General features: G+C 70.6%; 10 protein-coding genes and 1 tRNA gene. 9 read left to right on the top strand and 2 right to left on the bottom strand.

The features are described 5' to 3' along the window. Positions 1-50: 50 nt before the first annotated feature. Together LN251_RS20595 and LN251_RS20600 are read right to left on the bottom strand one after the other, a co-directional pair. Positions 51-683: a hypothetical protein gene (locus LN251_RS20595; RefSeq protein ID WP_458245684.1), complete on the bottom strand. Its 633-nt coding sequence runs from the start codon at positions 681-683 to the stop codon at positions 51-53. Between the two features lie 278 nt (positions 684-961). Next, positions 962-1033 (bottom strand) — tRNA-Arg (locus LN251_RS20600). A gap of 314 nt (positions 1034-1347) precedes the next feature. On the opposite strand from LN251_RS20600, the gene LN251_RS20605 reads away from it, so the two are divergent. From LN251_RS20605 to LN251_RS20645, 9 genes are all read left to right on the top strand, one after another. After that, positions 1348-1866 carry a response regulator gene (locus tag LN251_RS20605; protein ID WP_458245685.1) on the top strand — a complete coding sequence of 173 codons (519 nt, stop codon included), beginning with the start codon at positions 1348-1350 and terminating at the stop codon, positions 1864-1866. Positions 1867-1901: 35 nt separating this feature from the next. Further along, positions 1902-3200, top strand: coding sequence for an ArgS-related anticodon-binding protein NrtL (gene nrtL, locus LN251_RS20610; RefSeq protein WP_458245686.1), 1299 nt, complete (start codon positions 1902-1904; stop codon positions 3198-3200). Between the two features lie 255 nt (positions 3201-3455). Next, a complete protein-coding gene (lysA, locus tag LN251_RS20615; protein WP_458245687.1) occupies positions 3456-4847 on the top strand; it encodes a diaminopimelate decarboxylase in 1392 nt (463 codons plus the stop codon). A 152-nt stretch (positions 4848-4999) separates the two neighbouring features. Next, entirely contained in the window at positions 5000-6292 is a 1293-nt protein-coding gene (locus tag LN251_RS20620) for a homoserine dehydrogenase (protein ID WP_458245688.1), read from the top strand. 6 nt (positions 6293-6298) lie between these two features. Then, positions 6299-7357, top strand: coding sequence for a threonine synthase (thrC, locus tag LN251_RS20625; RefSeq protein WP_458245689.1), 1059 nt, complete (start codon positions 6299-6301; stop codon positions 7355-7357). Between the two features lie 266 nt (positions 7358-7623). Further along, positions 7624-8541, top strand: coding sequence for a homoserine kinase (thrB, locus tag LN251_RS20630; protein ID WP_458245690.1), 918 nt, complete (start codon positions 7624-7626; stop codon positions 8539-8541). 412 nt (positions 8542-8953) lie between these two features. Continuing rightward, positions 8954-11005, top strand: coding sequence for a transcription termination factor Rho (gene rho / locus LN251_RS20635; protein ID WP_458245691.1), 2052 nt, complete (start codon positions 8954-8956; stop codon positions 11003-11005). A 165-nt stretch (positions 11006-11170) separates the two neighbouring features. Continuing rightward, positions 11171-12970, top strand: coding sequence for a trypsin-like serine protease (locus LN251_RS20640; RefSeq protein WP_458245692.1), 1800 nt, complete (start codon positions 11171-11173; stop codon positions 12968-12970). Between the two features lie 207 nt (positions 12971-13177). Further along, the gene (locus LN251_RS20645; protein ID WP_458245693.1) at positions 13178-14311 is read left to right on the top strand and encodes an LCP family protein; all 1134 of its coding nucleotides are present in this window, start codon (positions 13178-13180) and stop codon (positions 14309-14311) included. Positions 14312-14326: the final 15 nt, after the last annotated feature.

The following is a 14326-nucleotide window of genomic DNA, read 5'->3' on the forward strand; positions in this document are numbered from 1 at the left end:
TGTCGGAGGCCCCTGGCGTGATGCCAGGGGCCTCTCGTGTGCCTGGCCGGTCAGATGGGCCGAGTGGCCTGCGCTTGCTCAGACGACAGTAGGCGCTCAAGGGCCCTCCGCTCACTGTCGAGCGCAGCAAGCATTCGCGAGCGAGCTTGCTCGAAGCCGGGCTCAACCTCGACGCCGAGGTCATGGCGTAGGGCCACCCGCAGGAGGTACACGCCGTCGGACAGTGGACCGCTAAACCAAGCTCCGGCGCGGGCGTAGGCCCCAGCTGGGTCGGGACTGATCGACAGCTGCTTCACGACGGTGTACCCGACTCCGAGTGCTCGGTTGAGGGTCGAGGCGATCTCATGGACGTCTTTCGGTAGAGCCATCTGTGCCACGGAGTAGTTCTCCGCCCAAGCGTCCTTGGCGGCGTCGAGGACTGCCAGCTCGACGGTCTCACCGCGCTCCGCCGCCCGGACCGCGTCCCGGGCCGCGACGCGATAGGCACGGGCCGTGGTGTTCAGGCGGGCGTAGAGATCTCGCCTGGCTTCCTGCGCCCGGTCCTGGCGGTCCTCGGCCCGTTCACGATCGGCCCGCTGGTTCTGCTCGCGGGTGACGCGCTGGCTGAGCACCGCCCCGCCGAGAGTCCCGCTCAACGTCCCTCCGACACCGATAAGCGCGACGGCTAGCGTGGTCACGTCCACGAGATCCCCCAACTCGTCCGTACGAAGCCTGCGGACGGCGCAGGGCGTGGCTCCCCAGCTGAGCAGCCGTCCAACATCGGCAAGACGATAACGGGGGACGGCGGCTGTTGGGCCGCGATGGGGCAGTTCACCTGCGGGAATGGTCCAAGATCCCGTCCACGCCTCGTCCACAGACCCCGACATAGAGCCGCTTCGGGCCGCATACGCCTGCACATACGCGAAGACCCCGGCCTCAGCGTTTCCGCTGGTGACGGGGTCTTTGGGCACCTCATGCTGGGTGCCCCCGGCAGGATTCGAACCTGCGCACACGGCTCCGGAGGCCGTTGCTCTATCCCCTGAGCTACGGGGGCGTATCGGCGCCTGCTTGGCGGCGACGGGTAGAACCCTACCAGCTCCCTCGGGGTGTTCATGAACAGGTTTGTTGAGGTCCGGCCGGGCGTCGGTCCTGTACGAGTTACGGGTTTCGAGTTCAGGGTGTGGGCCTGGGGCCCTGGGCGGCCGGTGTCGGTGTCGACAGTGTGCGATTGCGGCGCACGCGGGCGCGTGGCGGTGTCCTGGAGGGGGCTTCTCGTGTGAGTTCGGCGGTCCGCCGCCCCGTTCCCCGCGCGGGGCGGAAGTGTGGAAAACCCGGACGCGGTGGCCTGTCTCGACCTACTCTCGAGTTGTGCCAGGCACTTCGGGCCGGGTTCTTGTTGTGGACGACAACAAGGTCATCCGGCAGTTGATCAGGGTCAATCTCGAGCTGGAGGGGCTCGAGGTCGTGACCGCGGCCGATGGTGCCGAGTGTCTGGATGTCGTTCATCAGGTGCGGCCGGATGTCGTGACCCTCGACGTGGTCATGCCTCGCCTGGACGGGCTGCGCACCGCCGCCCGGCTGCGTTCCGACCCGCGTACCCGTGACCTTCCCCTCGCCATCGTCAGCGCCTGCACCTCCTACGAGGTCGAGACCGGCCTCGACGTCGGTGTCGACGCGTTCCTCGCCAAGCCCTTCGAGCCCGCCGAACTCGTCCGCCTCGTGCAGCAGTTGATCGAGCAGAGGCGAACCGGGGGTGGCGCGGGAGGAGACGACTCCTCCCTCCGATCCCGAGAGGGCCTGGGAGATCAGAGCTCCTTGGGAGCGCTTGGGAGCGTCCTCGGCGACGCCGAGCGTGGCGAGCGTGCCGGGCGGGCCGCGGGCGCCTGAGGAGCGTCGCGCCCGCCGGATGCCCGAGCGCGTCCGTGTGCGTCTCGTGGACCTCGCCGGCACAGGCGAACCGAGCCCGCGCAGCGCCCCTCCGTCCCACATCCCGGAACCCTGCCCAAACCGGCTCGCCTACCCACCCCCCTCCTCCCCTACGCTGGTCCCGTGACCCCCGTCGAGCTCTCCCGTACCGTGCTGCGCGCGGTGCGTCGTGCTGTCGACGAGGGGGAGCTCCGCGTCGCCGTGCCGGCCCGGGCCGTCGTCACGCCCCCGGTCCCGGCGGCTGCGGCGACTACGCCACCAACATCGCCCTCCAGCTCGCCCGCCCTGCCGGCCAGCCGCCCCTCCGCGTCGCCGAGATCCTCCGGCAGCATCTGGCCGGCACCGCCGGCGTCGCCGACGTCACCGTCACCGAGCCCGGCTTCCTCAACATCAGCCTGAGCGACGCCGCACCGACCGCCCTCGCCCTCGCCCGGCAGATCCTCGACGAGGGCGTGGAGTACGGCCATGGCGACGCGCTCGCCGGCCGGATCGTCGAGCTGCGCATCCCGTACGACGTCCGTGCCGAGGTCGTCGCCGACGCGCTCACCCGGCTCGTCGCCGCCCAGGGTGGCCGTGCCGAGGTCGACCACCGTGAACCCGTCAATCTCCGGCCCGTCCCGGCGCCGGAGGACCCCGCGCCGCTCGGTCCCGACGCCGCCCGCTGGGCGCTGCTGTACCCCGCCGCCCACGACCGGCCCCGGATCACCGCCGATCATCTGATCCAGCGCGAGAGCAACCCTCTCTTCCGCGTCCGTTACGCCCACGCCCGCACCCGGGCCCTCGGCCGCAACGCCGCCTCCCTGGGCTTTGCCGCCGAGCCCGGAGACCCGGCCCTCGGGGACCGTGCCCTGGGCGTCCGCCCGCGTAATGCCGCCTCCCTGGGCTTTGCCGCCGAGCCCGGAGACCCGGCCCTCGGGGACCGTGCCCTGGGCGTCCGTCCCCATCCCGCCGCCGAGCCCGGCGATCCCGCCCTCGGCGACCCCGCCCTCAGCGACCGCGCCCTCGGCGCCCGCCCCCATCCCGCCGCCGTACACCTCGGCCCCCTCCTCACCGCCCTCGCCGATCACCCCCGTGTCCTGGCCCGGGCGGCAGCCGACCGCGCACCCGACCGTCTCGCCCGGCACCTCGTCACCGTCGCCGATGCCGTGCTGCCCTTTCTTCCCGCCGTGCTTCCGCTCGGCGAGGAGAAACCCTCGGCCGCCCACCGTGCCCGGCTCGCCCTTGCCGAAGCCGCCGGGACGGTGCTGGCCGGCGGCCTGTCCCTGCTCGGCATCGACGCCCCCGATCACCTCTAGAGGCAGCCGGAGGAGTCGCCTGGAGTCGCAGACCGCCACATCGCCGGACCGCCGCACCGCCGAGCAGGTCAGCTCGACAGCCGTCGGACCGGACCAGCCCCGCCGGACCGCCGCACCGCCGAGCAGGTCAGCTCGACAGCCGTCGGGCCGGACCAGCCACCGGCCTGCACGGTCCGCGGATCCCGCTCCGAGGCCCTGCGACCTCCGCCCCGCGACCCCCCACCCGCCCCAGAGACACCCCAGAAAGCCACTGAGATGAGCCGTTCCGCACACCCCGCCGGGCCCCGTCACGCCGATGTCCTTCCCGAGGGGCACTACTCCGCGCCGCCCACCGACCTCAACGCCCTCGACCCGAAGGTGTGGGCTCAGACGGTCGGCCGGGGCGAGGACGGTGTCGTGACCGTCGGCGGTATCGACGTCAAGCGGATCGCCGAGGAGTTCGGCACCCCCGCCTACGTCCTCGACGAGACCGACTTCCGGGCCCGGGCGCGCGCCTGGCGCACCGCCTTCGGGCAGGACGCCGACGTCTTCTACGCTGGCAAGGCGTTCCTGTCCCGTGCCGTCGTGCGGTGGCTGCACGAGGAGGGGCTGAACCTCGACGTCTGCTCCGGCGGCGAGCTGGCCACCGCCCTCTCCGCGGGCATGCCCGCCGACCGCATCGCCTTCCACGGCAACAACAAGTCCGCGCAGGAGATCCACCGGGCCGTCGAGGCCGGTGTCGGGCGGATCGTGCTCGACTCCTTCCAGGAGATCGTGCGGGTCGCCCACATCGCGCAGTCGCTGGGCAAGCGGCAGCGCGTGCAGATCCGTATCACCGTCGGCGTCGAGGCGCACACGCACGAGTTCATCGCCACCGCGCACGAGGACCAGAAGTTCGGCATCCCGCTGGCCGGCGGGCAGGCCGCGGAGGCGGTGCGGCGGGCGCTGCAGCTGGACGGGCTGGAGCTCATCGGGATCCACAGCCACATCGGGTCGCAGATCTTCGACATGTCCGGGTTCGAGGTCGCCGCGCACCGGGTGGTCGGGCTGCTCAGGGACATCCGGGACGAGCACGGCATCGAGCTGCCGGAGATCGACCTCGGCGGCGGGCTCGGGATCGCGTACACCAGTGACGACGACCCCCGTGAGCCGCACGAGATCGCCAAGGCCCTCACCGAGATCGTGACGCGCGAGTGCGAGGGCGCCCGGCTGCGCACGCCCCGCATCTCCGTCGAGCCCGGGCGCGCCATCGTCGGGCCGACCGCGTTCACGCTGTACGAGGTCGGGACGATCAAGCCCCTCGACAACCTCCGCACCTACGTCTCCGTCGACGGTGGCATGTCCGACAACATCCGCACCGCGCTCTACGACGCCGAGTACAGCGTGTCTCTCGTCTCCCGCACCTCCGATGCCGAGCCCATGCTCGCCCGTGTCGTCGGCAAGCACTGCGAGAGTGGGGACATCGTGGTCAAGGACGCGTTCCTGCCGGGCGATCTGGCGCCGGGAGACCTGATCGCCGTACCGGCGACGGGTGCCTACTGCCGGTCCATGGCCAGCAACTACAACCATGTGCTGCGGCCGCCCGTGGTCGCCGTGAGCGACGGCGAGGCGCGGGTCGTCGTCCGGCGCGAGACGGAGGAGGACCTCCTGCGTCTCGACGTCGGGTGAGCCCCGTGCCCCGTGCGGCGGGGTGGAAGATCTGCGGTTCTCCACCCTCCGACAAATGAAATAGATGTCTCACGATCCGGACAATCGACAGAAAGTCCCGTCCGGTGAGTGAGACTGGACCCACCGTAGACGGTATGAGGAAACGAGGTCGGATGATGCGTACGCGTCCGCTGAAGGTGGCGCTGCTGGGCTGTGGGGTCGTCGGCTCAGAGGTGGCGCGCATCATGACGACGCACGCCGACGACCTCGCCGCGAGGATCGGCGCCCCCGTCGAACTCGCGGGCGTCGCCGTCCGGCGTCCGAGCAAGGTGCGCGAGGGCATCGACCCGAGCCTGGTCACCACCGACGCCACCGCCCTGGTCAAACGCGGCGACATCGACGTGGTGGTGGAGGTGATCGGCGGGATCGAGCCCGCGCGGTCCCTCATCGCCGCCGCCTTCGAGCACGGCGCGTCCGTCGTCTCCGCCAACAAGGCGCTGCTCGCCCAGGACGGGGCCGCCCTGCACGCGGCCGCCGAGGAGCACGGCCGGGACCTGTACTACGAGGCCGCCGTGGCCGGTGCCATCCCGCTGATCCGGCCCCTGCGCGAGTCCCTCGCCGGCGACAAGGTCAACCGCGTGCTCGGGATCGTCAACGGCACGACCAACTTCATCCTCGACAAGATGGACTCCACGGGCGCCGGCTACCAGGAGGCCCTCGACGAGGCCACCGCCCTGGGATACGCCGAGGCCGACCCCACCGCCGACGTCGAGGGCTTCGACGCCGCCGCCAAGGCCGCCATCCTCGCCGGCATCGCCTTCCACTCCCGCGTGCGCCTCGACGACGTCTACCGCGAGGGCATGACCGAGGTCACCGCCGCCGACTTCCGTTCGGCGAAGGAGATGGGCTGCACCATCAAGCTGCTCGCCATCTGCGAGCGGGCCGGGGACGGCGGCTCGATCACCGCGCGCGTGCACCCCGCGATGATCCCGCTGACCCATCCGCTCGCCTCCGTGCGCGGCGCGTACAACGCCGTGTTCGTCGAGTCCGACGCGAGCGGACAGTTGATGTTCTACGGCCCCGGGGCGGGCGGTTCGCCGACCGCCTCGGCCGTTCTCGGCGACCTCGTCGCCGTCTGCCGCAACCGGCTCAGCGGGGCGACGGGGCCCGGCGAGTCGGCGTACGCCGCGCTGCCGGTGTCGGGGATGGGTGAGGTCGTCACCCGCTATCACATCAGCCTCGACGTCGCGGACAAACCGGGCGTTCTCGCCCAGGTGGCCACCGTGTTCGCCGAGCACGGCGTGTCCATCGATACCGTTCGGCAGCAGGGCAAGGACGGCGAGGCCTCTCTCGTCGTCGTCACCCACCGCGCGTCCGACGCGTCCCTGTCCGGGACCGTCGAGTCGCTGCGCAAGCTCGACACCGTGCGGGGTGTCGCCAGCATCATGCGGGTTGAAGGAGAGTAACCAGCAATGACCCACCAGTGGCGCGGAATCATCGAGGAGTACCGGGACCGGCTGCCCGTCTCCGACAGCACGCCGGTCGTGACGCTCCGCGAGGGCGGCACGCCCCTCGTGCCCGCGCAGGTGCTCTCCGAGCGCACGGGCTGCGAGGTCCACCTGAAGGTGGAGGGCGCGAACCCCACCGGGTCCTTCAAGGACCGCGGCATGACCATGGCCATCAGCAAGGCCAAGGAGGAGGGCGCGAAGGCCGTCATCTGCGCCTCCACCGGCAACACCTCCGCCTCGGCCGCCGCCTACGCCGTCCGCGCGGGCATGGTGTCGGCCGTCCTCGTGCCGCAGGGCAAGATCGCGCTGGGCAAGATGGGCCAGGCGCTCGTGCACGGCGCCAAGATCCTCCAGGTCGACGGCAACTTCGACGACTGCCTCACCCTGGCCCGCGCGCTGAGCGACAACTACCCGGTCGCGCTGGTCAATTCGGTCAATCCGGTGCGTATCGAGGGGCAGAAGACGGCCGCCTTCGAGATCGTGGACATGCTGGGCGACGCCCCCGACATCCACGTCCTGCCGGTGGGCAACGCGGGCAACATCACGGCCTACTGGAAGGGCTACAAGGAGTACGCCGCCGACGGCGTCTCCACCGGCACTCCCCGCATGTGGGGCTTCCAGGCCTCCGGTTCGGCCCCCATCGTGCGCGGCGAGATCGTCAAGGACCCCTCGACCATCGCCACGGCCATCCGCATCGGCAACCCGGCCTCCTGGCAGTATGCGCTGGCGGCCCGGGACGAATCCGGCGGCCTCATCGACGAGGTGACGGACCGTGAGATCCTGCGCGCCTACCGGCTGTTGGCCGCGCAGGAGGGCGTCTTCGTGGAGCCCGCCTCGGCCGCGTCCGTGGCCGGTCTGCTGAAGGCCGCCGAACAGGGCAAGGTCGACCCGGGGCAGACCATCGTCTGCACGGTCACCGGAAACGGCCTGAAGGACCCGGACTGGGCTGTCGCCGGCGCCCCGCAGCCGGTCACCGTCCCGGTCGACGCGGCGACGGCGGCCGAGCGCCTCGGCCTGGCGTAACACCACGCCGGGGGCATCCCCGGCGGGGGTGCACAGGGGGCTTACGACACGCATCGTGCGCCTCCTGTGCGCCCTATGTCGCCACAGAACCTTCCTTCGATAGGCTGTACCGAACCCGCCCGCTGCATATGCCCCGCATCCAGCCGGGTGCCGCGCCGTCTCCGCGGCCCGGAAGCGGTTCCCAGGACCTCCAGGGTCCTCACGCACGTAGCGAAAGTCCTCGAAGGTTTTCGACAATCACGCAGCTCAAGGAGAGTCGTCGAGCGATGGCCGGTCCAGCCTTCCGCGCCGCCGCCGTAAGGGTGCGCGTTCCCGCCACCAGCGCCAACCTCGGCCCGGGCTTCGACGCCCTCGGCCTGTCGCTGGGGCTCTACGACGACGTGGTCGTCCGGGTCGCCGACTCCGGGCTGCACATCGACATCGCCGGCGAGGGCGGCGAGACGCTGCCGCGCGACGAGAGCCACCTTCTCGTACGGTCCCTGCGCACCGCCTTCGACCTGCTCGGCGGACAGCCGCGGGGCCTGGAGATCGTGTGCGCCAACCGCATCCCGCACGGCCGCGGCCTCGGCTCCTCCTCGGCCGCCATCTGCGCCGGCATCGTCGCCGCGCGCGCCGTGACGATAGGCGGCGAGGCCCGCCTGGACGACACGGCGCTGCTGGAGCTCGCGACCGAGATCGAGGGCCACCCCGACAACGTGGCCCCGTGTCTGCTCGGCGGATTCACCATCGCCTGGATGGAGGCCGGCGCCGCCCGCGCGATCCGGCTGGATCCCGCCGATTCCATCGTTCCGGTGGTTTTCGTGCCCGGTAAGCCGGTCCTCACCGAGACCGCGCGCGGACTGCTCCCGCGCACCGTGCCGCACGTCGACGCCGCCGCCAACGCGGGCCGGGCGGCCCTGCTCGTCGAGGCGCTGACCAGGCGCCCCGAGCTGCTGCTGCCCGCCACCGAGGACCGTCTCCACCAGGAGTACCGCGCGCCGGCCATGCCGGAGAGCGCCGCGCTGGTGGAGCGGCTGCGGGCCGACGGGGTGCCCGCGGTCATCTCAGGAGCGGGACCCACCGTGCTGGCGCTGGTCGACGCCGACAGCGCCGACAAGGTGGCCCATCTGGCAGGCGAGGGCTGGGCCGCGAACCGGCTCGACCTCGACGCGCAGGGAGCGAGCGTGTTGCCGCTTGCGCCCTGACACGCGGTTGCCGGATTTCGAGAGGGGGAATGTTTGTTGGATCCGGTAGTGTTAATCTCAAGTCTGCACCCGACCCCACCATGGCGAGGTGCTTCGTGTCCCCGTCCGGGACAGACATTCTTCCGGGAGCCTCCCAAGCCGCACGGTGTTCCGTACGACGTACGCGGGCAGTACCTCGTACACGAGCACTGAGCGACTCGCCGGGCACGCTCCGGAATCGGTGCTACCGAGCCACGTGACACTGACACCAGGTGTCACGGCCAGGCTCCGGGCAGCGCCATCCCAGAAATTCCCTCCGCCTGCATTGGCGGACCACCGCCCCGGCACGGTCCACACAGCAAGGACCACTGCCGGACAGCACAACCGGTCGCCGAGCCAGAAGGCCGACGTCCGCTCCAGGGAAGGACCCTTCGTGAGCGACACCACCGATCTGATGGGCGCACGTGTCGAGGAGACCGCTGCCGCGCCCGCCACGGACGCCTCCGCGCCTGCCACCGGTGCAGGCTCCCGGCGGCGCCGCGGTACCGGCCTCGACGGCATGGTGCTGGCCGAGCTGCAGCAGGTCGCCTCGGGCCTCGGTATCAGGGGCACGGCGCGGATGCGCAAGAGCCAGCTGATCGAGGTCATCAAGGAGGCGCAGGCCGGTGGCGGTGGAGCGGCCCCCAAGGCCGACGCCGCCGCCGAGACCAAGCCGAAGCGCCGGGCCACCTCCAAGTCCCGTACCGGCGAGGACGGCGCTGCCGTCGCCGAGAAGAAGGCGACCGAGGCCCCCGCCGACAAGGCCGTGGCCCAGCAGCAGATCGAGATCCCCGGCCAGCCCGCCGCCGGTGACGACGCCCCCACCGAGCGCCGCCGTCGCCGCGCCACCGCCGAGGCCGGTGCCCCGACGGGTTCCGGCGCCGAGACGATCGTCGCCGAGGCCAAGGGCGAGGCAAAGAACGACAACTCCACCCCGCAGGCGCAGAACGAGGCCCGGGGCGACGCCGGTGACGGCGAGGGCCGAGGCCGCCGCGACCGCCGCGACCGCGGCCGTGACCGCGGCGAGCGTCAGGACCGCGGGGACCGTCAGGACCGTGGCGAGCGTCAGGACCGCGGAGACCGTCAGGACCGCGGGGACCGCCGCAAGGGCGACGACCAGCAGGGCCAGGGCGGCCAGCGTGGCCAGCAGCAGAACCAGCAGGGCGGCGGCCGTCAGGACAACCGCCAGCAGCAGGACGACGACGACTTCGACGGCGGCCGCCGGGGCCGTCGCGGGCGCTACCGCGACCGCCGTGGCCGGCGCGGCCGCGACGAGATGGCCACCGAGCCGCAGATCGCCGAGGACGACGTCCTGATTCCGGTCGCGGGCATCCTCGACATCCTCGACAACTACGCCTTCATCCGTACCTCGGGCTACCTCCCCGGGCCGAACGACGTGTACGTCTCCCTCGCCCAGGTTCGCAAGAACGGCCTGCGCAAGGGCGACCACGTCACCGGCGCGGTCCGTCAGCCCAAGGAAGGCGAGCGGCGCGAGAAGTTCAACGCGCTGGTGCGGCTGGACTCCGTCAACGGCATGGCGCCCGAACACGGCCGCGGCCGCCCGGAGTTCAACAAGCTCACCCCGCTGTACCCGCAGGACCGCCTCCGTCTGGAGACGGACCCGGGCGTGCTCACCACCCGCATCATCGACCTCGTGTCGCCGATCGGTAAGGGCCAGCGCGGTCTGATCGTGGCCCCGCCGAAGACCGGCAAGACCATGATCATGCAGGCGATCGCCAACGCGATCACGCACAACAACCCCGAGTGCCACCTGATGGTCGTCCTGGTCGACGAGCGTCCGGAAGAGGTCACCGACATGCAGCGGTCGGTCAAGGGCGAGGTCATCTCCTCGACCTTCGACCGTCCGGCCGAGGACCACACCACGGTCGCCGAGCTCGCCATCGAGCGCGCCAAGCGTCTGGTGGAGCTGGGTCACGACGTCGTCGTCCTGCTCGACTCGATCACGCGTCTGGGCCGTGCGTACAACCTCGCCGCCCCGGCCTCCGGCCGCATCCTGTCCGGTGGTGTCGACTCGACCGCCCTGTACCCGCCGAAGCGCTTCTTCGGTGCGGCCCGCAACATCGAGGACGGCGGCTCGCTGACCATCCTCGCCACCGCGCTGGTGGACACCGGGTCCCGCATGGACGAGGTGATCTTCGAGGAGTTCAAGGGCACCGGCAACATGGAGCTCAAGCTCGACCGGAAGCTCGCCGACAAGCGCATCTTCCCCGCGGTGGACGTCGACGCGTCCGGCACCCGTAAGGAAGAGATCCTGCTCGGCAACGAGGAGCTGTCCGTCGTCTGGAAGCTGCGCCGGGTGCTGCACGCGCTCGACCAGCAGCAGGCGATCGAGCTGCTCCTGGACAAGATGAAGCAGACGAAGTCGAACATCGAGTTCCTGATGCAGATCCAGAAGACGACGCCGACCCCCGGCAACGGCGACTGACCTCATCCGCCTCGAAAGGCGCCCTCCGTCACCTGTGTGACGGAGGGCGCCTTTTTGGCGCTGATAGGAACGGGCGTGCTATCCCGCCCCTCCCATCACCTGTGCCCCCGGGGGGAAACACCCTTGTCCACATCCCTGTCCGGCAGCGGTCGTCACAGACGCCGGATGCGTCTCGTGCTGCCCCTCGCCGCCGCCGGTGTCGCCGCCGCCGTCGGCGCCGCCGTGCTGACCTCCTCGGCCAGCGCCGCGACCTCCGTGCCGACGCCGACCGGCAAGCCCGACACCGTCTCGGTCTCGACGGCCGCGCTCACCGAGCGGATCGCGGGCGCCCTCGCGACCGGCGGCACCGCCGGGGAGGCCGCTCCCAGCAAGTCGTCGTACAGCGCGAGCACCACCACCTCCGGCTCCACGGTCAGCCCGTACGTCATCGGCGGCACCGACACCGCCATCACCTCGGCGCCCTGGATGGCGCAGCTGTGGTACTACGACGACAACGGCACGTCCTCCGACACCAGCGACGACATCGGCTTCTTCTGCGGCGGCACGGTCGTGTCGCCGACGAAGATCCTCACCGCCGCGCACTGCGTCAAGGACGAGAACGGCAAGAGCTACAACTGGAAGGCCTACGGCGCCGTCCTGACCGGCACCAGCCAGCTGCCGACCACCGACAGCTACGGCAACACCGACCTGCACGGCGGCACCGTCTCGCTGCCCCTGCGGCAGTGGAACCACCCGTCGTACAGCCCGACGACGATCAACAACGACATCGCCGTCCTCACCCTGGCCTCCCCGGTCAAGGCGACGCCGATCCGCATGACGACGTCCGGTGACACCGCCTCGTACGCCGGCGGCACCAGCGCCACCGTCTACGGCTGGGGGCGCACCAGCTCCACCAGCCAGGACATCTCCGACACGCTGAAGTCGGCGCCGCTGACCATCCACGCCGACTCGACGTGCTCGAACGTCTACGGCTCCGACTACGTCGCCGGGCACATGATCTGCGCCGGCGTGCAGAGCGGCAGCGACACCGGCACGAAGGCCGCCTGCAACGGCGACTCCGGCGGACCGCTCGTCGTGAACAACCGGATCGTCGGCGTCGTCTCCTGGGGCGTGACGGACTGCGTCGCGAAGGGCTACTACAGCGTCTTCTCGAAGGTCAGCACCTACATCGGCGCCGCCTACGCGAACGTCGACGACACCAACCTGAGCTACACGGACGGCAAGGCCGACCTGTTCGTGCGCAACTCCTCGACGAAGGAGGCGTACGAGAAGGACTCCACGGGTTCGTCGTTCGCCGCCCGGCAGTCGCTGGGGTCGTACAGCGGAGTGAACCTGGTCCTGCAGACCGACCTGAACCGGGACGGCTACCAGGACCTCGTGCTGCGCCAGAGCTCCACCGGCGACATGTACTGGCTGCACTACGTGCCGTCCAGTGACTCCTGGTCCAGGACGAAGATCTTCGGCGGCTGGACCACCCGCACCCGGATCATCGCCCCCGGCGACGTCACCGGCGACTACCTGCCCGACCTGCTGTCGGTCGACTCCGGCGGCACCCTGTGGATCTACCCCGGCAAGGGCAACGGCACCTTCGCCGCCCGCGTCCAGGTCGGCACCGGCTGGAACCAGTACAACATGGTGCGCGGCAAGGGCGACTTCACCGGCGACGGCAAGGCCGACCTGCTCGCCCGCAACAAGTCCACCGGCGACCTGTACCTGTACAAGGGCACCGGCAAGTCCGGCACGGGCGCCTTCTCGTCCCGGATCAAGGTGCGCAGCGCCTGGACGGGCTACAACGCCTTCGACGCGATCGGCGACGTGAACGGCGACGGCAAGGCGGACTTCCTGGCCCGTACGTCCGGCGGCACCCTGTACCTGTACAAGGGCACCGGTAAGGCGACGAGCGAGATCTTTGCCACAAGAGTGTCGGTCGGTACCGGTTTCCAGCAGTACGACATCTTCGGCTGACCTGGCAGGTGAGCCGGGGTTCCCCGGCGTTCGTGTTCACGCTCTGTGCCCAATCCTCCTCGGATTGGGCACAGAGCGTTGTGCAACCCTTTCTCGAGTTTCGCCGTCTGACCCGACGGGGCGACGATGGAGCGGTAACCAGCCGCGCCTCTTGAGGCCTGTCCCCGGAAGCAGGGGGTATCCGACCGGACGAGATTCGAGGAGCACATGTCTGCCGAGAGCACGCCGGAGCCCGGCATACCGGGCGGAACCGGCACCGAGGGCCGGCGCGACCGCGCCAAGGGCCGCCGCCGCGCGCCGCGCAGCGAACACCGCAAGGCCTTGATCCTGATGGCCTGGACCGCCGCGGGGATCGTCGTGCTGGGTGGCACCGGCGCCGGGTACCTGTACTTCAAGCTCAACGGCAACATCAAGAGCATCGACATCAACGGCGCCCTCGGCACCGACCGGCCGGCGAAGGCCGACAACGGCTCCGAGAACATCCTGGTCCTCGGTTCCGACAGCCGCTCCGGCAGCAACAAGAAGCTCGGCGGCGGCGCCGACGACGGCAGCGCCCGCTCGGACACGGCGATGATCGTGCACGTCTACAAGGGCCACAAGAAGGCGAGCGTGGTCTCCATGCCGCGCGACACCCTCATCGACCGGCCCGAGTGCACGGACTCCAAGGGCGACAAGCACGACGCCGCCTCCGGCGTGATGTTCAACAGCGCCTACTCCACCGGCGGCGCGACCTGCGCGGTGAAGACGGTCGAGTCGCTCACCGGCCTGCGCATGGACCACTACCTCGAGGTCGACTTCAGCGGCTTCCAGAAGCTCATCGACGAACTCGGCGGTGTCCCGGTCACCACGACCAAGAACATCGACGACAAGCAGAGCCACCTCGACCTCAAGGCCGGCACGCACCGGCTCGACGGCAAGCAGGCCCTCGGCCTGGTCCGCACCCGGCACGGCGTCGGCGACGGCTCCGACCTCGGCCGCATCCAGCTCCAGCAGGCATTCATCAAGGCCCTGGTCGACCAGGTCAAGCACGTCGGCATCTTCACCAGCCCGAAGAAGCTCTACGACCTCGCCGACACCGCCACCAGCACCGTCACCACCGACTCCGACCTCGGCTCCGTGAACTCGCTCATGTCGTTCGCACGCGGCCTGAAGGGCATCGGCTCCGGCGACCTGCACATGGTGACCATGCCGGTCCGCTACGACCCCGCCGACCCCAACCGCGTCATCGTCGAAAAGGCCAAGGCCCGGCAGGTCTGGGACGCCCTGAAGGACGACCGGCCCATCCCCGCGAGCGCCGTCAAGGACACCGCCTCGGGCAACGCCAAGGGCGTCGTGGAATAGATCGCCCGGGCCCCC

The sequence above is a fragment of the Streptomyces sp. MAI_2237 genome, assembly GCF_054189285.1.